At 45.4% G+C, this 22609-nt stretch carries 20 protein-coding genes; 13 read left to right on the top strand and 7 right to left on the bottom strand.

Going from position 1 to position 22609, the window contains the following annotated elements; all coding sequences use genetic code 11:
- Window positions 1–255: 255 nt before the first annotated feature.
- The 7 genes from preA to FAM09_RS00380 form a co-directional block, all read right to left on the bottom strand.
- Complete coding sequence (preA, locus tag FAM09_RS00350; RefSeq protein WP_136575093.1) at window positions 256–1524, bottom strand: NAD-dependent dihydropyrimidine dehydrogenase subunit PreA; 1269 nt, start codon at window positions 1522–1524, stop codon at window positions 256–258.
- A 570-nt stretch (window positions 1525–2094) separates the two neighbouring features.
- Entirely contained in the window at window positions 2095–3450 is a 1356-nt protein-coding gene (locus FAM09_RS00355) for an NAD(P)-dependent oxidoreductase (RefSeq protein WP_136575094.1), read from the bottom strand.
- Between the two features lie 174 nt (window positions 3451–3624).
- Entirely contained in the window at window positions 3625–4491 is an 867-nt protein-coding gene (locus FAM09_RS00360) for a nitrilase-related carbon-nitrogen hydrolase (protein ID WP_208025456.1), read from the bottom strand.
- Between the two features lie 153 nt (window positions 4492–4644).
- Complete coding sequence (gene hydA, locus FAM09_RS00365) at window positions 4645–6027, bottom strand: dihydropyrimidinase (protein WP_136575095.1); 1383 nt, start codon at window positions 6025–6027, stop codon at window positions 4645–4647.
- Complete coding sequence (locus FAM09_RS00370; protein ID WP_136575096.1) at window positions 6011–7495, bottom strand: NCS1 family nucleobase:cation symporter-1; 1485 nt, start codon at window positions 7493–7495, stop codon at window positions 6011–6013. Before FAM09_RS00370 ends, hydA begins: the two co-directional genes overlap by 17 nt.
- A 158-nt stretch (window positions 7496–7653) precedes the next feature.
- Window positions 7654–9003, bottom strand: a complete 1350-nt coding sequence (locus FAM09_RS00375) for an aminotransferase class III-fold pyridoxal phosphate-dependent enzyme (RefSeq protein WP_136575097.1) — start codon at window positions 9001–9003, stop codon at window positions 7654–7656.
- 252 nt (window positions 9004–9255) lie between these two features.
- A complete protein-coding gene (locus tag FAM09_RS00380; RefSeq protein ID WP_136575098.1) occupies window positions 9256–10713 on the bottom strand; it encodes a CoA-acylating methylmalonate-semialdehyde dehydrogenase in 1458 nt (485 codons plus the stop codon).
- A 115-nt stretch (window positions 10714–10828) separates the two neighbouring features.
- Between FAM09_RS00380 and FAM09_RS00385 the strand changes: the two genes are divergently transcribed.
- The 13 genes from FAM09_RS00385 (at window position 10829) to FAM09_RS00445 (ending at window position 22564) form a co-directional block, all read left to right on the top strand.
- Window positions 10829–11299 carry an Lrp/AsnC family transcriptional regulator gene (locus FAM09_RS00385; protein WP_136575099.1) on the top strand — a complete coding sequence of 157 codons (471 nt, stop codon included), beginning with the start codon at window positions 10829–10831 and terminating at the stop codon, window positions 11297–11299.
- 14 nt (window positions 11300–11313) lie between these two features.
- Complete coding sequence (locus FAM09_RS00390) at window positions 11314–11832, top strand: AAA family ATPase (RefSeq protein ID WP_136575100.1); 519 nt, start codon at window positions 11314–11316, stop codon at window positions 11830–11832.
- Window positions 11833–11911: 79 nt separating this feature from the next.
- The gene (locus FAM09_RS00395; RefSeq protein ID WP_136575101.1) at window positions 11912–13306 is read left to right on the top strand and encodes an FAD binding domain-containing protein; all 1395 of its coding nucleotides are present in this window, start codon (window positions 11912–11914) and stop codon (window positions 13304–13306) included.
- Window positions 13307–13367: 61 nt separating this feature from the next.
- On the top strand, window positions 13368–15677 hold the full coding sequence (locus tag FAM09_RS00400; protein ID WP_136575102.1) for a xanthine dehydrogenase molybdopterin binding subunit: 2310 nt from the start codon (window positions 13368–13370) through the stop codon (window positions 15675–15677).
- A complete protein-coding gene (locus FAM09_RS00405) occupies window positions 15640–16665 on the top strand; it encodes an XdhC family protein (RefSeq protein ID WP_136575103.1) in 1026 nt (341 codons plus the stop codon). The genes FAM09_RS00400 and FAM09_RS00405 overlap by 38 nt, the downstream gene beginning before the upstream one ends.
- A 138-nt stretch (window positions 16666–16803) precedes the next feature.
- Entirely contained in the window at window positions 16804–17106 is a 303-nt protein-coding gene (gene ureA, locus FAM09_RS00410; RefSeq protein WP_136575104.1) for an urease subunit gamma, read from the top strand.
- A gap of 21 nt (window positions 17107–17127) precedes the next feature.
- Entirely contained in the window at window positions 17128–17499 is a 372-nt protein-coding gene (locus FAM09_RS00415; protein ID WP_136575105.1) for an urease subunit beta, read from the top strand.
- Window positions 17496–19217 (top strand): urease subunit alpha, encoded by a 1722-nt coding sequence (ureC, locus tag FAM09_RS00420; protein ID WP_136575106.1) that lies wholly within the window; start codon window positions 17496–17498, stop codon window positions 19215–19217. The genes FAM09_RS00415 and ureC overlap by 4 nt, the downstream gene beginning before the upstream one ends.
- A gap of 23 nt (window positions 19218–19240) precedes the next feature.
- Window positions 19241–19744 (top strand): urease accessory protein UreE, encoded by a 504-nt coding sequence (gene ureE / locus FAM09_RS00425; protein WP_136575107.1) that lies wholly within the window; start codon window positions 19241–19243, stop codon window positions 19742–19744.
- Window positions 19741–20427: an urease accessory protein UreF gene (locus FAM09_RS00430; protein WP_136575108.1), complete on the top strand. Its 687-nt coding sequence runs from the start codon at window positions 19741–19743 to the stop codon at window positions 20425–20427. Before ureE ends, FAM09_RS00430 begins: the two co-directional genes overlap by 4 nt.
- Window positions 20428–20437: 10 nt before the next feature.
- The gene (gene ureG, locus FAM09_RS00435) at window positions 20438–21073 is read left to right on the top strand and encodes an urease accessory protein UreG (RefSeq protein WP_166436980.1); all 636 of its coding nucleotides are present in this window, start codon (window positions 20438–20440) and stop codon (window positions 21071–21073) included.
- Window positions 21070–21873, top strand: coding sequence for an urease accessory protein UreD (locus FAM09_RS00440; RefSeq protein ID WP_136575110.1), 804 nt, complete (start codon window positions 21070–21072; stop codon window positions 21871–21873). The genes ureG and FAM09_RS00440 overlap by 4 nt, the downstream gene beginning before the upstream one ends.
- Complete coding sequence (locus tag FAM09_RS00445; protein ID WP_136575111.1) at window positions 21863–22564, top strand: hypothetical protein; 702 nt, start codon at window positions 21863–21865, stop codon at window positions 22562–22564. Before FAM09_RS00440 ends, FAM09_RS00445 begins: the two co-directional genes overlap by 11 nt.
- Window positions 22565–22609 lie beyond the last annotated feature (45 nt).

Raw genomic sequence — 22609 nt, forward strand, 5'->3', positions numbered from 1 at the left:
GGATCGGGCTGGGGTGGGCTACGGATCGGGAGTGAAGTTACATCGTATTAAAAAACATACAATACCACTTTGTGGTAAAAATAGGTTACCTGTTGCAGGTTGCTGGTTTCAAGTTTCAGGTTGCAGGTTGCAGGGAAATACAGTTCCCGGTTGCCAGTTCCCGGTTTCCGGGAAATACAGTTACAGACAGTTTCAAATTATCGAACTCATGCGTTCAGCGTTTTGCGTTCAGCGTTCGGCCTTCAGCATTTTACGCTAATGATCATTCAATGGTAAACCCCGCGCCTGAAATTCTTTCCAGTTAAGATAATCCGGTCCCTTTCGCTGTTCCACCATCGTTATACAATCATCAACCGGACAAATAAGCTTACATAAATTACAACCCACGCACTCCTCTTCTTTAATAGTATAGGTATTGTAGGGCTTACCGTATTGTAAATTAATTGATTGATGCGAGCCATCTTCACAGGCTATATAACAAAGGCCGCAGTGGATGCATTTATTTTGATCGATATTGGCTACGATATGGTAATTGATATCCAATTCTTCCCAATGTGTAAGGTGTGGAACTGATTTGCCGATAAAATCGTTGATGGTCTTAAACCCCTTTTCATCCATCCAGTTGTTCAATCCTTCGCACATATCTTCTACGATGCGAAAGCCATGCTTCATGGCGGCGGTACATACCTGCACGGTAGTAGCGCCTAATAACATAAACTCCACGGCATCTTTCCAGGTGCTAACGCCGCCAATACCTGATACCGGCACTTTGGAGGTTGTGGGGTCCTGGCTGATAGTAGCCAGCATTTTCAGTGCAATGGGTTTTACTGCCGGTCCGCAATAACCGCCGAATACCGATTTACCGGCAACATACGGATTGGGCACATACGTATCGAGGTCAATTCCTGTTACCGATTGAATGGTATTGATCAATGACAGGGCATTGGTGCCTGCTTCTACAGAGGCCTTTCCGGTTGGCACAACCGAATGTACATTGGGCGTAAGTTTGGTAATGACGGGAATGGTTGCTTTTTCCATTACCCACTCTACCACCAACCTTGCAATTTCCGGGTCCTGCCCTACTACAGCGCCCATACCGCGTTCGGTCATCCCGTGCGGACAGCCGAAATTCAATTCAAGTCCGTGCGCACCCGTATCTTCTACCTGGGCGATCAGTTCATGCCATTTCTCACGGGTATTATCAGCCATCAGGGAAACGATCATGGCGCGGTCGGGAAATAATTTTATGCACTCTTTTATTTCACGCAGGTTCAGTTCAAGCGGCCGGTCGCTGATAAGTTCAATATTATTGAACCCCATTACTTTTGAGCCATTATAATTTACGGCCGAATAGCGGCTCGATACATTCTTAACCTGGCTTCCCAATGTTTTCCAAACCACGCCACCCCAGCCGGCTTCAAATGCCCGCAGCACATTGATCTTTTTATCGGTAGGTGGTGCACTCGCCAGCCAAAACGGGTTGGGAGATTTGATACCGAGGAAATTTGCAGATATGTCGGCCATAGATTCAATTTGAAAATTTGAAAATTAGCAAATTTGAAAATGGAAAAACCGCTCACTATTCATTAACCCAATATTCAAATTAGCACATTAAGTTCTTAATCCTTTGCTTTGTTACCATTTCCCTGTATTCAACATCAACATTCGTTATTCAGTATTCATTTTGTCTTCCCTTTCTCATTTTTCATTCTGAATTCATTCCCCTGTATTCAACTTCAACATTCAATATTCAATATTCGTTATTCAGTATCCATTTTGTATTCCTTTTCTCATTCCTCATTTTTCATTCTGAATTCATTCCCCTGTATTCAACTTCAACATTCAATATTCGTTATTCAGTATTCATTTTGTATTCCTTTTCTCATTCCTCATTTTTCATTCTGAATTCATTCCCCTGTATTCAACTTCAACATTCAATATTCGTTATTCAGTATTCATTTTGTATTCCCTTTCTCATTCCTCATTTTTCATTCTTAATTCATTCCCCTGTATTCAACTTCAACATTCAATATTCGTTATTCAGTATTCATTTTGTCTTCCCTTTCTCATTCCTCATTTTTCATTTTTGATTTTTCATTTCCCCGTATTCATTTCAATATTCAAATACTTCAGGATCGCCGCAGCTCCCACCTTCCCCGCCTGCACCGCATCTACCACTTCCTTCCCTCCGTTCACACAATCGCCGCCTGCATATACGCCGGGGATATTGGTTGCGCCATTATTTTGCACAACGATCTTTCCATGCGAATGCTGTAATTGATTACTTATAACTAAATCTTCAAAAGGAATTTGACCGGCCGCCTTAATAACCATATCCACCTGCAGGATAAAGGTTTCGCCGGTCTCTACCGGTGAACGTCGACCGCTGGCATCGGGCTCGCCCAGTTGCATCAGGTTGCATACCAGGTGGGTTGCTTTTCCATTCTCGCCAATTATGGTAGCTGGCGCGGCCAGCCAGATGATGCGACATCCATCGAGCTTGGCAATATCAAGTTCCGCTTCGGTACAAGGCATTTCTTCCTGCGTTCTGCGATATACCAGGGTAACGTCTGTTGCGCCTAATCTTTTTGCCTGTGTAGCGGCATCAATAGCCGTCATACCCATACCAATTACAACTACCTTATCACCAACCGGCACTTGTTCATAAGCACCTGCCCGGATATCATAAATAAAGCGGATGGCATCAACCACGCCATCCAATTCTTCGCCGGGAATATTCAGTTGGCGGGCCAGGCCTACACCAAAGCCCAGGTATACGGCATCATAACTATTTTTTAAATCGGCCAACGTAATATTTTTACCTAACTCCTGGTTATATTTTATATTGATGCCACCAATGGAAGTGATATAATCCACTTCGTCTTTACAGAACTGCGGCGTTACTTTATAGGCGGCAATACCATAGGTCATCAAACCACCGCCTTTACTCTCCTTCTCATAAATAGTTACATCAATGCCCGCGCGACTTAACACATGCGCACAGCTCAGTCCCGCCGGACCAGCGCCTACAATGGCCACTTTCTTTCCCGTAGCTGGCTTCCGTTCAAACAGCTTCCACTTTTTTTCCATGGCCTGTTCTGTGGAATAGCGTTGCAAACGGGCAATGGGAATAGGCGGTTCTTCGAGTAAATTATATACACAAGCCCCTTCGCATAATTTCTCAACGGGACACACTCGGGAACAGCCTGCACCCATGATGTTGGAGACAAATATGGTGTGAGCCGATCCTTTTACATTGTCGGTACTGATCTGCTTTATGAACTTGGGAATATTGATCTCGGTGGGACAACTTTTGGTACAGGGCGCATCATAACAGAACAAACAACGATTGGCTTCCACCAGCGCCGATTCCCTGCTGTCGAATGGCGGATGAATATCGCTGAAATTCTGTTCGTATTGTTCAGCCGTTAACCTATTATTCTTAATCAATTTGAAAATTTGAAAATTAGATAATTTGAAAATTCCTTTAGTCGCAGCTCTCCGTATCTAATCCCAGTTTAATACAATTTTAAAGCATGAAATTGAGGTAATTAAATAATGCAAACCCATAGTCTTGCCTGCACTCCATTTACAAATCTTCAAATTACCTCATTTTCAAATTAATTACAATTCCACCAATTTACCATATGTTTCCGGTCTTCTGTCCCTGTAAAACTGCCACACGCTTCTTACCTCTTCAATCATGTCTAAATTAAATTCAGATACCAGTAATTCGTCCTTATCTTCTGAAGCAATGGCAAATATTTGTCCGCGCGGGTCCACGAAATACGAGGAACCATAAAACTTGCCCAGATTCCAGGGTTTCTCCTGTCCTACACGATTGATACAACCCATGAAATAACCATTGGCAGCGGCATGCGCCGGTTGCTCCAGCTTCCACAGGTATTGCGATAACCCCGCCACCGTAGCAGAGGGATTGTACACGATCTCTGCACCATTCAACCCCAACACCCGTGCGCCATCAGGAAAATGCCGGTCATAACAGATATACACACCTACTTTTGCATACCGGGTTTGAAAAACAGGATAACCCAGGTTGCCCGGCTTAAAAAAGAACTTCTCCCAAAACCCGGAAGTATGGGGAATGTGGTTCTTGCGATATTTTCCCAGGTACGTACCGTCTGCATCAATCACCGCAGCCGTGTTGTATAAAACACCGGCCTGTTCTTTTTCATATACAGGTACGATCATCACCATGTTATATTTCTTAGCATACGCTGCCATGCGCTCTGTCGTTGGCCCCGGCACGGTCTCGGCAGATTCATACCAGGCCCTATCCTGGCCCGGACAGAAATAAGGCGTATTGAAGATCTCCTGCAAGCATAAAATTTGCACACCTTGTTCACCTGCTTTTTCTATATATGGAATATGTTTTTGCACCATTGCTTCTTTGATCTCTTCTATCGTGCCCTCTCCTTCCGTCTTCGGCAAACTCATTTGTATTAATCCGGATTTGATTATTCTAGCCATAATACAGTTTATAGTTTACAGTTTATTGTTTATAGTTTACAGTTTATAGTTCTTCAGTTCGAAAAGCGTTTATTGTTTTTGAACCTTCCCATTTCTAAGCAATCCCGATATAGGGAAAACCATAAACCAAAAACAATAAACCAAAACTTTTACTTATATCTTCCCTTCTACCTTATTCCTTTTTATAAACTTCCCATACCCTTTCTCCACCAGGCATTTTCCATTATCAATTGCTACCTGTCCACGTAAGATCACCGTTTTTACCTTGCCGGTTATGGGCCATCCTTCATAGGCCGAATAATCGACATTCATGTGATGGCTGTTTACAGAAAGCGCATGCGATTCATTCGGATCAAAGATCACAATATCTGCATCGCTGCCCGGCGCCAATGTTCCTTTGCGGGGAAACATCCCGAATATCTTTGCGGGGTTCGTGCACGCTACTTCTACATATTTATTCAAACTGATCTTTCCCTTATGAACACCTTCGCTGTATAATAATTCCATACGGTTCTCTATAGCCGGATGCCCATTGGGTATCTTCGAAAAGTCATCTTTGCCCATGAGCTTCTGCTCCCATTTAAACGGACAATGGTCTGTTGCCACTACCTGCACCAATCCCTGGTTGATGCCGGCCCATAAAGTTGCCTGGTCTTTTGGCTGGCGCAATGGCGGGCTCATCACCCATTTGGCGCCTTCAAAATCCTTTTCATATAAAGTGGCGTCGAGGATCAGGTATTGAATGCACGTTTCTACAAATACTTTCTGATTACGACGGGTAGCATTGCGTACTGCATTTAACGCGCCTTCGCAGGTAAGGTGAACTATATAACCAGGGCAGCCGGTATAGTACGTCATATCGGCAAATCGTTCAGAGGCCTCCGCTTCGGTTATTTCAGGCTGTGAGAGGTAATGATACAAGGGTGACAACTTCTTTTCAGCGCGGTGCTTGGCTACCAGGTAATCGATCATATCGCCGTTTGTTGCATGAACGTTTATCAAACCGCCATATTGCTTCACTTCTTCCATCAAGCCGATCATTTGCCTGTCGTCGATCATGAGCGCCCCCTTATAAGCCATAAAGGTTTTGAAGGAAGTAATGCCTTCCTGCTCTATCATCTTCTTTATTTCGGTTCGGGTATTGTCGTTAAAGTCGGTGACCGCCATATGAAAGCTGTAATCGCCCACACAATTATTATCAGACCGGGAACGCCATTCATCCAATGCCGATTGCAACGAGTTACCCTGCTTTTGCAGAATAAAATCAATGACCATGGTAGTACCGCCAAACAAAGCAGCGCGTGTGCCTGTTTCATAATTATCGCTGGAAAAAGTACCCATAAAAGGCATATCGAGGTGTACATGCGGGTCGATACCGCCCGGAAATACCAGTTTACCGGTGGCATCTATTTCCCTATCGGCCTGCATACCCAGGTTCTTACCAATAGCTTGTATGGTTTCATCCACAACAAAAATATCGGCTGTAAAGTCCGCGTCCGCAGTAATGACCCGTCCGTTTTTAATCAATAGCGACATGAAGTGTTTCTTCTTTTGCAGTGATAGAATCTGATACCAGTGGTTTATAATTACGCATCATAAGCAGGTAGGTAATTCCTGAAATTAGAAAGCCAACAAACCAGGCATAATTGTATAAATGCGAGATCCACGCCGGTACGCTGTCCTGTGCAATCACTTTAATAGTAGTCAGAAAGCCGGGAATATTAGGCACTATTCCTGCCAGCAATGCGATGATGGCGCTGTAATTAAACCCGTTCTTGAATGTATACAGTCCGTTTGCTTTATACAGGTCAGTTGTAGATAGCTGTTGCTTACGGATGAAATAATAATCAGCGATCATGATTCCGCCCACCGGCCCTAATAAACTGGAGTATGCAATTAACCACGTAAAGATGTAACCCGTAGGATCGGCAATCAGCTTCCAGGGAAAGATCAAAACGCCCAGTACGCCGGTAATATACCCCCCCTTGCGAAATGAGATCTTCGACGGCGCCAGGTTGGCAAAGTCGTTGGCCGGACTAACAATATTGGCGGCAATATTTGTAGCTAAAGTTGAAATGGCCACGGCAATCATCGCCACACTCACCAGTAATTTACTTTCAAATTTACCAGCCAACACTACCGGGTCCCAAATGGTGTTACCATATATAATGACCGTGGCGGATGTAACTACCACACCAATAAAGGCAAATAACGTCATGGAGGGCGGTAAGCCAATGGCCTGTCCTTTAATTTGTGCTCGTTGGCTTTTTGCGTACCTGGTGAAATCAGGAATATTGAGCGATAGGGTTGCCCAAAATCCAACCATTCCCGTTAGTGCCGGAAAGAAAAAGTCAAAAAACTGCGAAGTGGTCGCAAATTTAGATGGCTGTTGTAATATGGGACCTAATCCATTGGATGCGCTGATGGCCCAGAACAATAATGCCAGCGCCGCCAGCGGCAAAAAGATGGCTTTAAATACCAGCAATTTTCGAATACTTTCAACACCCAGGTAAACAATGAACATGTTGAGCGCCCAGAATGCTAAAAAGCAAATAAAAGGAACTGCCTGGGGAAATAACGAAGTTGCATCTATTTCAGGTAACCCGGAACTCCAAACTCTGATCATTTGATAGATGGCCGCACCGCCTATCCAGGTTTGAATGCCAAACCAGCCGCAAGCTACAATGGCCCGCAAAATGGCCGGAATATTAGCGCCACGAACCCCAAAGCTGGCACGGGCGAATACAGGGAAAGGAATGCCGTATTTCGCTCCAGCATGCCCGTTAAGGATCATAGGTATAAGAACAATCGTATTTCCAAGAAAAATAGTCAGGATGGCTTGCCACCAGTTCATACCACCGCCGATAAGCGAACTGGCCAGCATATAGGTGGGAATACACAGGCTCATGCTGATCCATAAGGCTGCGTAATTCCAGGTATTCCATTTACGGTTGGCTACCGGAACGGGAGCAAGGTCTTCACTATAGAGCGATTTGTTCTCCATTTTCGGGAGTCGTTTGTTTTTGGGTAGTTTGATGGTTAAATTGTTAGATGGTTAGTTGTTGAACCATATGCATTCCGGTTATTAGCTGGCTGCCTATAGTCAGAGATCATGGTAGTGGAAATCAAACCATCAATCCATCAAACAATCAAACCATCTATTCAATTTACGAATTCATCCGCAATTGCAATGGCTTCGCTGATCATAGCCAGTCCTTCATCCACTTCTTCCCTGGTAATACATAGCGGCGGGGCAATGAAAATATAGTTCCAGCGCACGAAAGTGTACATGCCGAGTTCTTTCAGTTTGGCGGCCACCTTGTTCATGATCGCCATTTCATCGGGCTTGGCATTAAATGGTGCCATAGGTTCTTTGGTAGTGCGGTTCTTGACCAGCTCAATACAACCCAGTAAACCGGTATTCCTGAAATCGCCAATACTGGGGTGTTTCTGTTTTAACAGTTCTACCTGCTGATCTATATAATGTCCCATATTGGTGGCATTCTCCAACAGGTTCTCATCTTCATAAATCTTCAATGTTTCCAGTCCGGCCGCGCAGCTAACCGGATGTGCCGAATACGTTAAGCCGAGCCACAATACACGGTCGTTAAAATATTCTGCAATGGCATCGTTCACGATCAAAGCGCCTAAAGGAAGATAGCCGGCGGTAAGTCCTTTGGCAGTGGCAATGATATCAGGCACCACGCCATGATAATCTACCCCGAACCATTTGCCAGTACGGCCAAATCCGCTCATTACCTCATCGGCAATGAGCAGGATGTTGTGTTTATCGCACAAGGCACGCACTTTTTTCAAGTAATCGGGTGGATATTTAATGCACCCCGATGAACCGCTTTCGCCTTCCATCAATATGGCGGCGATATTTTCCGGGCCTTCGAACTCAATGACCCGCTCTATGTGACTGACGCATTCGCGGCGGCAAGTTGTAATTTCCTGTCCCCATGGACAACGATAGCAATAGGGATCTTCAACGTGAATAATGTTCGGCACCTGTTGTGCATCGGAAGCCAGTTTGCGCGGATCGCCACCGGCTGTCATAGCTCCGTAGGAAGCGCCATGAAACGCACGATACCGGGCAATGACCTTGTGCCGGCCCGTATATAACCGGGCGAGTTTGATGGCATTTTCAATTGCAGAGGCCCCGCAAACGGTAAACAGGGTTTTTGTTAATCCCGGCGGTGTTACCGATGCAAGTTTCTTACCCAGCTCGCCACGTACTTTGGTTACGCAACTGGGCGTTACATAGCTTACCTGTTGCATTTGCTCCATAACGGCCTGTGTTATCCGCTGGTTACCATGACCAATGTTCACATTCATCAGGCCGGAGGAGAAATCGAGATACCGTTTGCCATCGTAATCATACAAATAAACGCCCCGGGCATATTTCACGGCAATGGGCGCGAGGCCTTTTTGCTTGCTCCACGAAAAAAGCGTGTAATCCATATTATCACGAATAATTTCCTGTGCTTCGGATATGGTGGTTTGAGTCATGGTTGAAACAATTGGCAATTATATAATAGACTAAGGGCAATCGGGCAGAATCGTGAAATACAGCCTCAAGCTGCAAGCTTCAAGCTACAAGCAAGAAAAGGCATAAAGGCAACAAGGCATAAAGGAAACAAGCAACCGTTCGTCGGTAATCAAGAATCGGAGGTTCTACCCAATTCCCAATTACAAATTACTAATTCCATTTCCTGTATTCCATTATCACATTATAAAATTATCACATTAGCACATTAACCATCAGCTCATCCAATTCACTCCCGCCTCGGGATTCCATTTCACCGTAGACTTTTTGAGCTTGGTCCAGAATTCAATAGAACTTTTTCCGGTTATATCGCCTACACCGAATTTACTTTCATTCCATCCGCCAAAAGAGAACGGTTCGCGGGGTACTGGCACGCCAACGTTAACACCGATCATTCCGGCACTGGCCCGGTCGATCACGTACCGCGCCATACCGCCATTTTGCGTAAATACCGCTGCGGCATTACCGTAAGGGTTGGCATTTTCAATAGCCAGGGCTTCATCAATCGTATTGGTACGCATGATGCTGATAACGGGACCGAAGATCTCTTCTTTCGCAACAGCCATTTCTGGTTTCACATAATCTATAACGGTAGGGCCTACATAGGTACCCTGTTCTTTACCTGGTACTGTAGCCTTCCGGCCATCAACCAGTATTTTAGCGCCCTGCGCCTCGGCTTCCGTTATATAATGTTCTATTCTTTCTTTGGATTCTTTACTGATCACCGCACCCAGGTTTTCACCGGGTACTATCTTCTTCGCTTCTTCGCAGATCTTTTGTATGATGTGATCTACATTGCCTACAGCCACCATCGCAGAGGCGGCCATACACCGCTGTCCGGCGCAACCGCTCATGGAAGCGGCGACGTTTTGTGCGGTCATGTCGGCTTTGGCGTCGGGCAATACCAGCAGGTGGTTTTTGGCGCCGCCTAAAGCAAGGCATCTCTTATAATGATGGGTAGCGCGCTGATAAACAATCTTCGCGACTTTGGTGCTGCCTACAAACGATACAGCAGCAATACCCGGATGATCGCAAATGGCATTCACAATTACACTATCGCCATGTACTACGTTGAAAACGCCATCGGGCAAACCGGCTTCTTTTAATAATTGGGCTAACCGGCCTACGCTTAACGGCACTTTCTCAGAAGGCTTTATGATCATGCAGTTACCCAGGGCAAGCGCATTGGGAATGGTCCAGTTAGGCACCATGCTGGGAAAATTGAAGGGTACTATAGAAGCTACCACACCCAACGGAACATGCTCGGTGCGACATTCCACGCCTTTGCTCACTTCCAACACTTCGCCGGTAACGAGTTGTGGCAGCGAAGTGGCAAATTCCGTGAGTTCAATGCATTTTTCTATTTCGGCTATAGCTTCGCCCATTGTCTTTCCATTTTCTTCGCTCACCAACGCCGCCAGCTCCTTCAAATGCTTTTCGAGCAAATACCTGTACCGGAATAACACCTGCACCCTTTCTTTAATAGGCATATGGCTCCAGGCGGGGAACGCAATTTTAGCTGATCGTACAGCGGCATCAAGATCTTTGGGGACCGACATAGGAACTGTAGACAGCAAGGTGCCATCGAGTGGTGATATAACGGGCAGTGTCTGGTCGGTAGATGCATCCACAAACTGTCCATTTATATAATTTTGAACAGGTGCGTACTTCATGAGCAGATATTTTAATACTACAGATTTTATAGAAACAAGGATAGTAAATTAAAAATATTTTAGTACTCAACCAAAAATTAAACAGTATTTTTATTTTTGTTGCAACTTTGCTGATATGGAAAAAAACGGTTTCCCGCTCGACGAACTGGATTTTGCGATCCTTTCCTGCCTGCAAAAGGACGGACGGATGTCTTTTACCGTTATTGCAGAAAAATTGAATGTATCAATAGGAACCATTCGTACCCGGGTGAATAAATTAATAGAAGAAGGCACCATTAATATTATTGGCCGTGTTAACCCCGATAAAGTGGGTTTCAGGGCATATGCGCATATTGCGGTTTTTGTTCGGCCGGCAACTTTTAAAGAAAAGGTGGCGCAGAAAATATGCAAACTGCCCGAGGTAAGTTTCCTGGCCATGACTTCGGGTGATTATGATCTTGAAGTAGACGTGATGTGCCGCGACAACAATCACCTGGTGGAATTCGTAAACGAAATATCAAAGATTGAAGGGGTGTATCAAACCAAAACCACTTTGTATTTTAAAGTATACAAATACGCGCAACCCGATCTGAATTTGCTGAAATAAACCTTTTCTTATTTATGCGCATGCTCATCATTGGTGCATCAGGCAGCGGAGTAACCACGCTGGGCGAGGCACTATCCAAAGAATTAGCCATCCCCTATTTTGATGCCGATTATTATTATTGGGAGAAAACCGATCCGCCGTTCCAGGTTCGCCGCGAGCCCGGTAAACGCGATCAGCAATTAGCAGAAGATCTTAATAAAGAAGCACACTGGATCGTAGGTGGTTCACTGGACAGTTGGGGCCATTTTTTGAAAGAGCAATACAACTTAATAGTGTACTTATGGCTGCCAAGGGAAATTCGCGCAACGCGTTTGGTTAATCGGGAGAAAGTGCGCTATGGGGAAGTAATATCACCATCGAGTCAGGAGTTTATTGACTGGGCGCTGTCATATGACGATAGCAACCAACCAGGCCGCAACAAAAAACGTCATGAGCAATGGCTGCAAACATTGAACTGTCCGGTGTTGCGGATTGAGGGAGCGGTTGAGGTGGCGGAAAAAGTGGAGAGAGTTATACAGAAAATTAAAGGGTAGATATTAATTGTTTTGAAACCATTGGGCCCCCTTACACTTTGCCCGAATTATGCTAACTTTAAAGAAACCGTTTTTGACTTTGATCCAATTTATTCTCAATAATAAAGACATTTCTACCAACCTGCCGCCCGGTATGGTGTTGCTGGATTTTGTGCGGTATCACCAGCATTTAACCGGCACCAAAGTCGGTTGTAATGAAGGAGACTGCGGCGCCTGTACCCTATTGGTAGGCGAATTGGTAAACAATGAATTGCAATACCGGTCCCTCACCAGTTGTTTAACGCCGCTGGGCAATGTACACGGTAAACATGTGGTAACTATTGAGGGTTTGAATATGGATGGATTAAATCCTATTCAGCAGGCCATGTATGATGAATCTGCCACCCAGTGCGGATTCTGTACGCCTGGCTTTGTAGTGTCACTGGCAGGTTTTTGTTTAAGCGACAAAACCGCCACCACGCAAAATGCCATTGCTGCTATTGATGGAAATATCTGTCGCTGTACGGGTTACAAATCTATTGAACGCGCAGCCGGCAAAGTAGCGCAGGTAATGCAGGCAAGACAATCGGCAGAGCCAACCGTTTTTGTATCGGAGAATCATATTTTGCCAGCCTGGTTTGCCGGGATCAAACAACGATTGCACCTGTTACAAACTGAACTGAATGGACAACTTCAGCCCACCTCTGCCACAGAATGGGTGGGCGGTGGTACCGATGTATATGTGCAAAAACACGATACGCTAAAGGATGCTTCTATAAAGTTTCTATTTGATGATGCCCGGCTGAAAGGCATCACGCAACAAGGAAACCGTTGCATCATTGGCGCATCGGCTACGGTAACCAACCTGAGTGAATCGCCGGTAATGCAACAATACTTTCCCCACCTGGCAAATTATATTAAGCTGGTTTCCTCTACCCCTATCCGTAATATAGCAACAGTAGGCGGCAACCTGATCAACGCCTCTCCTATTGGCGACCTCACCATTTTCCTGCTGGCATTAGATGCGACGCTGATATTCAGTAATGGCGGAGAAAGCCGGACATTGCCACTGCGGCAATTGTATAAAGGATATAAAACCCTCGATAAACAGCCAGACGAGCAACTGGAATCCATTTCATTTGAATTGCCCGGCGACAATACCGTCTTTAATTTTGAAAAAGTAAGCAAACGTACCAACCTGGATATTGCCAGTGTGAACTCAGCTATCTGCCTAACCATGCAAGGCAATAGTATTGAAGATGTTCGTATTGCGGCCGGTGGCATTGCGCCCGTTCCCAAATTGCTCGATAAAACAAATACATTTTTGAAAGGCCAACCACTTTCTGATGCAACGATCGATCAGGCAATAGCCATTGCCCAAACGGATATTTCACCCATCAGCGACGCCCGGGGAACAGCAGATTATAAACGATTGCTATTAGGCCAGTTGATCAAAGCCCATTTTTTGACAGTAACAGCAAACGCTTTGCGGTAAGTCTGGTGCTTTTCGCGATTAGGCGTTTTACAGCTTTTGGTGCTCAGATTTAATTTTAGTTATGAAGAATATCGATGCATATACACACGTGCGGGGTGAATCAATTTACCTGGATGATATTCCCCTGATACAGGGCACTTTGTTCGGCGCCTCTTTTGGTTCACCGGTAGCACATGGTACCATTACCCATCTGGATGTTAGCGAAGCAGCAGCGTTGCCTGGTGTCGTGCGCATCATCACCCATAAAGATATTACCGGCGAAAACCAGATCGGAGGCATTGTGCCTGATGAACCGTTGCTCGCCGATCATGAAGTACATTTTTGCGGCATGCCTGTAGCTTTTGTAGTGGCAGACTCTGTTGATGCAGCCCGGGCTGCGGTTAAAAAAATAAAAGTTACCATTGAATCCTTGCCAGTGATCACCGATCCGCGGGAAGCACAGGCATTGGGTGAACTGATCGTACCAGCACGAACTTTTCAATTAGGCGATACGGAAAGCAGTTGGCAACAATGCACGCATATTTTTGAAGGCCGGGCCGATACCAACGGTCAGGAACATTTGTATATAGAAACACAAGGCGCTTATGCCGTGCCACAGGAACATAACGCTATTAAGATCTATTCTTCTACCCAGGGACCAACGGCCGTACAGCGGGCTGTTTCGCGGGTATTGGGTTTACCTATGCATTTGGTAGAAGTAGAGGTAAACAGGCTGGGTGGCGGTTTTGGTGGGAAAGAAGATCAGGCGAATACCTGGGCGGCGCTTTGTGCATTGGCAGCCTACCTGGTAAAGAAACCAGTTAAATACTCGCTACATCGCATGGAAGATATGGCAATGACGGGCAAACGCCATCCTTATTCAGCCGATTTCAAGATTGGGTTGAATGATGACTTGAAGATCGTTGCTTACGAAGTAACCTTCTACCAGAACGCCGGTGCCGCGGCTGACCTGTCCCCTGCGGTACTGGAACGCACGTTGTTCCATTGCACCAACTCTTATTATATTCCGAATGTAAAAGCAACTGCTTATAGCTGCCGAACGCATTTGCCGCCGAATACCGCTTTTCGCGGCTTTGGAGGTCCGCAAGGCATGTTCATGATCGAATCAGCCATTACCAAAGCAGCCGAGGCGCTTGGCATAGACGCATCCGTAATACAGGAAAAGAACCTGTTACAAACCGGCGATGAATTTCCGTACGGACAAAAAGCGCAAAGCGAAGCGCCCGAATGCTGGCACAAAGCCATTGCATTATACGACTTTGCTAGTATGCATAAAGAAGTGGAAGCGTTTAATGCCGCTAATAAATGGTTTAAAAAAGGATTGGCCTGCATGCCTGTTTGCTTTGGTATTTCGTTCACCAAAACCCTGATGAACCAAGCAAGGTCACTGGTGCACGTGTATACCGATGGCAGCGTGGCCATTACTACCGGCGCCGTTGAAATGGGCCAGGGTGTGAACACCAAGATCTTGCAGGTAGCTGCCCAGGTATTTTCCATTCAGCCCGATAAGATCAAAATTCATACAACCAATACATTTAAAATTGCCAACACTTCGCCATCTGCAGCCAGCGCTACCGCCGACCTGAATGGTAAAGCCACCCTGATGGCTTGCACTGCCATTGCAGGAAGATTGAAGAAGATGATTGCCGAAGAACTGAACGTTGCCATGGAGGCAGTTGCATTGCAGGATGAATATGTATGGGTGAATGGGCAAAAAACCGACCGCGACTGGAAGTCGCTGGTCATGGCAGGGCATGTAAAACGAATAGGACTTTCGGAACATGCGCATTACGCTACACCCGAAATTCATTTTGATGCCACTAAAGAAAAAGGACATCCATTTGCATATCATGTTTATGGAACCGCGCTTGTTGGGGTAACGGTCGATTGTATCCGCGGAACGTATACGATGGATACAGTAAAAGTAGTGCACGATTTTGGCGCCAGCATGAACACCGCTGTTGACCTTGGACAGATCGAAGGCGGTATTGTACAGGGTATCGGCTGGATGACCATGGAAGAAGTAGTATATGATGCAAACGGACGGTTACGGTCGAATGCGCTTTCTACCTATAAAGTACCAGACATTTATGCGGTACCAAAAGAAATAGCCATCGAATTCTTACAAACGCCACACGATAACCTCGCTATCTTCCGGTCGAAGGCAGTGGGTGAACCTCCGCTAATGTATGGCATCGGTGCCTATTTTGCATTACGCAAGGCAGTACGCGCATTTAATAAGAACGGTCATTTTCCGTTTGATGCCCCTATGACACCCGAAAAAGTTTTGATGGCATTATACACAACTCAAAAGGAAGGAAGTATTCATGCACATGAAGAAACAATTAATCATTTGGCAGTTGATAAATAAAAGCCTGCAGCAACAGGTGCCGGTCATGTTGTTGTATGTGCTGCAAAGTGAAGGAAGCAGTCCGGGCCGCCAGGGTTTTTTCATGGCAGTGAATGTGAATGGAGAAACGGAAGGTTCCATTGGCGGCGGTATTATGGAACATAAATTTGTAGAGGCTGCAAAAGACAAGTTGAAAGAAAAAATAACGCTGAACTTTTCCGACTTACAGAATACCTATACAACCGACGCCCAAAACATCATCAAAAAACAATTTCACAATAAAACTGCAGCCACCAATCAAAGTGGTATGATCTGTTCGGGCGAGCAAACCATTTTATTATACCGGGTTGTTCCCGAAGACGCCAATACTATACAACGGATCATGGCCAGCCTGCAGCAAAATCTGAATGGTACACTGCAATTATCTCCGGCCGGCTTGCAATTCGCCGCAGCTGCGCCCGAAACTGATTTTTATTTTTCTATGACATCCGAAACGGAATGGCTATACCGGGAAAAAACAGGCTATAAAAATCATCTATATGTAATTGGCGCGGGGCATTGTGCATTGGCGCTTTGTCGCATGATGCAGGACATGCAATTTTATATCCATTTATACGATGACCGGTCGAACCTGAAAACAGTCGAAGAAAACGAGTATGTGCATGAGAAAAAAATAATTGATGACTATTCAGCATTAATGGAATTGATCCCCGGCGGGAATAATGAGTATGTGGTGGTGATGACGGTCGGGTACCGAACCGATGACATCGTAGTGCGAACTTTATGGAAAAAGCAATTCCGGTATTTTGGTTTGCTTGGCAGTAAAAGCAAGATCGAAAAAATGTTCAACGATTATCGGGCGGAAGGCGTGCCAGCATCTTTATTACAATCCATTCATGCGCCCATTGGCATTGCCATCAATAGTCAAACTCCTGAGGAAATAGCTATCAGTATTGCGGCGGAGATTATTGAGGTGAAGAATAATTCGCAGCCCCCATCAAGCGCCTGAAAAAATTCTTCTTACAAACAATTTCATCCGAAATAATCAGCTCATTCCCCTTGCAGTTATTATTTTTTTCCCTAACTTAAATCATTGCCTGCCTTTGTAATTCTATTTCATTACATACCTGAATTTTCTTATTAATATATGCACCTTACACCTAGAGAATCGGAAAAACTATTATTGTTCCTGGCAGGAGAGCTGGCGGAAAAGCGAAGAGCGCGTGGATTGAAACTGAACTATCCCGAAGCCATCGCCCTCATCAGCAGTCACCTGCAGGAAGCAGCCCGCGATGGAAAATCAGTTGCCGAACTCATGCAATATGGCGCCACCATTTTAAGCCGCGATGATGTAATGGAAGGCGTGCCTGAAATGATCCCTGAAATTCAAATTGAAGCTACTTTCCCCGATGGCACCAAACTGGTTACGGTGCATGATCCCATAAGATAGTTACAACCTAAATTAACAACTATGATTCCCGGAGAATACATCTTGCAACCTGATGATATTATTGCCAATGCCGGCCGCGCAACAGCCACGGTTGTGGTTGTAAATACCGGCGACCGCCCGGTACAGATCGGTTCGCATTTCCATTTTTTTGAAGTGAACCGGCAATTGCAGTTCGATCGGTCTGCAGGTTATGGCATGCGACTGAACATTCCGGCAGGAACAGCAGTTCGCTTTGAGCCCGGTGAAGAAAAAGAAGTGCAGTTGGTAGCATTGGGTGGGGCGCAAAAAGTATTCGGTTTTAACAACCTAGTGAATGATGACATTGCAGACACCAATAAACAACAGTCACTACAAAACGCATTGAACAACCAATTCAAAAACCAATCTGCATGAGCCTGCGCATCAACCGCATTAAATATGCCAACATGTATGGGCCTACCACGGGCGACAAAGTGCGTTTAGGCGATACAGAATTGATTATTGAAATTGAAAAAGACTTTACCGTATATGGCGATGAAGCCAAATTCGGTGGCGGCAAAACCATTCGCGATGGCATGGCGCAATCGGCACGCGCCGCCCGCGATGAAGGTGTGTTGGACATGGTGATCACCAGCGTCATGATCATTGACCACTGGGGTATTGTTAAAGCTGATATAGGAATTAAAGACGGTAAGATAGTTGGTATTGGCAAAGCAGGCAACCCCGATACCATGGATGGCGTGGATGCCAATATGATCATTGGCGCGGCCACAGAAGTGCATGGCGGCGCGGGTTTAATTGCTACTGCCGGCGGCATCGATACGCATATTCATTTTATATGTCCGCAACAGATAGATCATGCGTTGTTCAGTGGTATTACTACCATGATAGGCGGCGGTACTGGCCCGGCAGATGGCACCAATGCAACTACCGTAACACCGGGCGCCTGGAATATGAAAAAGATGCTTGAAGCGGCAGAAGCCTTTCCCATGAACCTCGGTTTCTTAGGTAAGGGCAATTGCGCTGCATTGCCTCCGCTTGCAGAACAGATAGCAGCCGGGGCATTGGGCTTGAAGATCCATGAAGACTGGGGCAGCACGCCTGCGGTAATTGATGCATCATTGAAAATCGCTGATCAATACGACGTACAGGTTGCCATACATACTGATACTTTAAATGAAGCCGGCTTTTTGGAAGATACCATCAACGCCATCAATGGCCGGGTGATCCACACGTATCACACAGAGGGCGCCGGCGGGGGGCATGCGCCGGATATAATCAAGGCAGCCATGTACCAGCATGTACTTCCTTCTTCTACCAACCCTACCCGGCCGTTTACAGTGAACACGATCGATGAGCACCTGGATATGCTAATGGTGTGTCATCATTTGGATAAATCCGTTCCCGAAGATGTATCTTTTGCCGATTCCCGTATTCGGCCTGAAACAATTGCCGCAGAAGATATTTTACATGACATGGGCGTGTTCAGTATGATGAGCTCCGATTCACAGGCAATGGGCCGGGTAAGTGAAGTAATTACCCGAACGTGGCAAACGGCTCATAAAATGAAGATCCAACGCGGTGCTTTACCCGAAGATGCCAATAAAGGCAATGACAACTTCCGGGTAAAAAGATATGTATGCAAATACACCATCAACCCGGCCATTACGCATGGCATTTCAACGTACGTAGGTTCTTTGGAGCCCGGCAAACTGGCCGACCTGGTTTTGTGGAAGCCTGCTTTATTCGGTGCCAAACCTGAAATGATCATCAAGGGCGGTATGATCATCGCCAGCAGAATGGGCGATCCCAATGCATCCATCCCTACTCCGCAACCTGTTATTTACCGGCACATGTTCGGCGCTTATGGTAAAGCATTGCATGCTACCTGCGCAACATTTGTTTCCAGGTTATCACTGGAGAAAAATATTGTACAGCAATATGGGTTGAAAAAAATGATCTTACCCGTCATGAATTGCCGGGGCATTTCTAAAAAAGACATGGTACATAACAATGCAACACCGGTTATTGACGTAAACCCGGAAAATTATGAAGTACGGGTTGATGGACAAGCGGTAACCTGCGAGCCAATTGCTGTAGCGCCACTGGCCCAACGATATTTCCTATTCTAAGAATTAAACCACAAATTGTGCGAATGCTGATTCAACAAAAGAAAGGTAACCTTAGCTCATTCAATCTCAACAACAGGGGTATAGACTGGTTGCAACTGGAATGGTACGAAACCAGTAAACGCATATTACGCAAGCAAACACAAGCCGGCAATGACGTTGCATTAAAATTTCTCGATAAAAATCCTGCGCTTACCCAGGGCGATGTGTTGTATGAAGACGAAACCATTATCGTAGCCATAGACATTGTGCCCTGCGAGGTATTGGTCATTAAACCAACCAATCTGTTTGAAATGGCCTCGGTTTGTTATGAGATCGGGAACAAACACCTGCCGTTGTTCTTTGAAAAGGACGAAGTGTTGGTGCCTTTTGAAATGCCGCTTTTCCGGCTATTATCATCCCAGGGTTATGCCATTAAACAGGATAGAAGAAAATTACTCTATCCGTTGAAAACAACGGTAGCGCCGCATGCGCATAGCAATAGCAGTTTATTTTCAAAGATCATGCAATTCACAAATACCGGTGTATGAACCCAGCGTTGATCCGTCTATTACAATTAAGTGATCCTGCTTTACCGGTGGGCGGCTTTTCTCATTCCGCAGGATTGGAAACTTATGTACAACTGGGTATTGTAAAAGATGCTGCCACGGCCAAAGCATTTGTTACGGGTATGTTATCACAGAACATTCATTATACCGATGCAGCCATTGGGTCGTTGGTGTATGATGCAATAGCGAGTAATCAACAGGGTGAAATAATACAGCTCGATGACCTTTGTACGGCAGTTAAGCTCCCAAAAGAAATGCGGCAGGCCAGTCAAAAGTTGGGCATGCGGCTCATAAAAATATTTCAGCCCTTGTGCAATAACGACTGGTTGAACTGGTATGCAACTGCCATACAATCAAAACAGGCATCAGGTCATTATTGTATTGCATTCGGCATTATTGCAGTTGCTTTGCAAATTGCCAAAGCAGACGCGCTCACCGGTTTTTATTACAATGCCGCCGCAGGCTTTGTAACCAATAGTGTTAAGCTGGTGCCGTTAAGCCAGCAAAGCGGACAGGAACTATTGTTCTCATTGCAACAATTGATAGCTGAATTGGTGCAAAATAATTTGCAACCTGATAGGGAATTGATCGGTTTGTGCTGCACGGGTTTTGATATCCGCAGTATGCAGCATGAGCAATTGTATTCGAGATTGTATATGTCTTAAGAAAAGAAACATGGAAAGAACTTATATAAAAATAGGTATTGCCGGTCCGGTAGGTTCCGGGAAAACAGCGTTGATAGAACGATTGACACGAAAGCTGTATCCCGGTTATAGTATTGGTGTAATCACTAATGATATCTATACCAAAGAAGATGCGGAGTTTCTTACCAGGAACAGTTCGCTGCCCGCCGGAAGAATTATTGGGGTAGAAACCGGTGGCTGCCCGCATACAGCCATTCGTGAAGATGCCAGTATGAATTTGGAAGCCGTAGAAGAAATGGCCACGCGATTCGAAGATGTGCAGATCATTTTCATTGAAAGCGGTGGCGATAATTTGTCGGCTACATTTAGTCCTGACCTTGCCGACCTGACCATTTTTGTAATTGACGTTGCAGAAGGTGATAAAATTCCCCGCAAAGGTGGTCCGGGTATTACCCGCAGCGATTTACTCGTGATCAACAAAATAGATCTCGCTCCTTACGTAGGCGCCAGTTTAGAAATTATGGAACGCGATGCCCGAAAAATGCGCAATGGCCAGCCTTTTGTTTTTACCAACCTGGTGAATGGTGATGGTTTGTGCCATGTTATCAACTGGATAAAGAAGTATGCATTGCTGGAAGAAGCAGAAGAACCAACCCTGTACCGATGAACGCCCATTTGCACATACACACTGCTATTCGTAAAGGTATCACCTACCTGAAACAAAGTTATTATACCCCACCCTTCAAAGTAGCCAACATTACAGAAGATAAACAAGCAGGGCCGCTACACCTGATGCTGATGTGCTCTTCACCCGGCGTTTTAGAGGGCGACGACTACCAGTTAAAGATCAATGTAGAAGAAAATTGTCACCTGCACCTGCATACCCAATCGTACCAGCGCTTATTTAACATGCAAAAAGGCGCGAGGCAACGCTTGGAAGTAAACTTGCAAAAAGGCTCCTCCTTTGTATTCATCCCCCACCCGGCAGTACCGCATAAGCACGCTGTTTTTTCCACCTATAATAAAATATATCTGCAAGGCAACAACCGGTTAATTTGGGGGGAACTGTTAACCTGTGGCCGAAAACTGAATGGCGAACAATTTGATTTTGTAAAGTATCATAGCATAACCGATGTATACCTGCATGGCCGGCTGGTGATCAAAGAGAATTGGCTCGTACAACCGGGCATCACGAATGTACACGCCATTGGTCAGTGGGAAGGCTATTCCCACCAGGCCAGTATGATCATTTTAGATAAGCCGGAAACCATTGCTGAGGCTTATGAAACAATCAATAATTATTTACAACAGCAAAACGACATCACTTTTGGCATCAGCGCCCTTCCTGATGCCGGCATCATTGTACGGATATTAGGACATAAAGCAGAACAATTATTCAACTGTCAGCAAAGGATTGCAGCCCTGATAACAACAAATAATAACAACCTGGTTAAGCATGCCAACTGAATTACAAATATTGATGCTAACAGCCTCCGGTATTGCCTGTTTACATACCCTTACCGGTCCTGACCATTATTTGCCATTCATTGCCCTGTCCAAAGCAAGAGGCTGGCGTTTTGGGAAAACCCTCTTCTGGACAATCATTTGCGGTTGCGGACATGTTTGGAGCTCCGTAGTATTAGGATTAGGTGGCGCTGCTTTAGGCTGGTCATTATCAAAAATAACCTGGCTGGAGCAGATCCGCGGCGGACTGGCAGGTTGGATTTTATTGCTGTTTGGCCTGGTATATGGCATCTGGGGTTGGATGCGTGCCTGGCAAAATAAAGCGCACAAGCATTTTGATACTTTTGAAGACGGATCAATATATGTTTATGAACACAAACACGGCGAGGCAGTGATGCCCAAAGAAAGGTATAAAATAACACCCTGGGTTATGTTCGTTATTTTCTTATTGGGTCCGTGTGAACCTATGATACCCTTGCTGTATTTTCCGGCTGCTAAAAGCAATTGGTGGGGAATGAGTTTACTGATTATTGTTTACACCTTTTTTACGTTGGTTACTATGGTGGTGATGGTCATATTAGGATACTATGGCGTGTCCTTCCTGAAAACCGAAAAACTGGAACGCTATGTCCATGCCATGGGAGGATTGACACTTTTTATATGTGGAGCCGGTATGGTATTTATGGGTTGGTGAAAATACGCTGCAAGCTTCAAGCTGCACGCTGCAAGCAAATACAAA

The sequence above is a fragment of the Niastella caeni genome, from assembly GCF_004834005.1.
In the GTDB taxonomy this organism is placed as follows: domain Bacteria; phylum Bacteroidota; class Bacteroidia; order Chitinophagales; family Chitinophagaceae; genus Niastella; species Niastella caeni.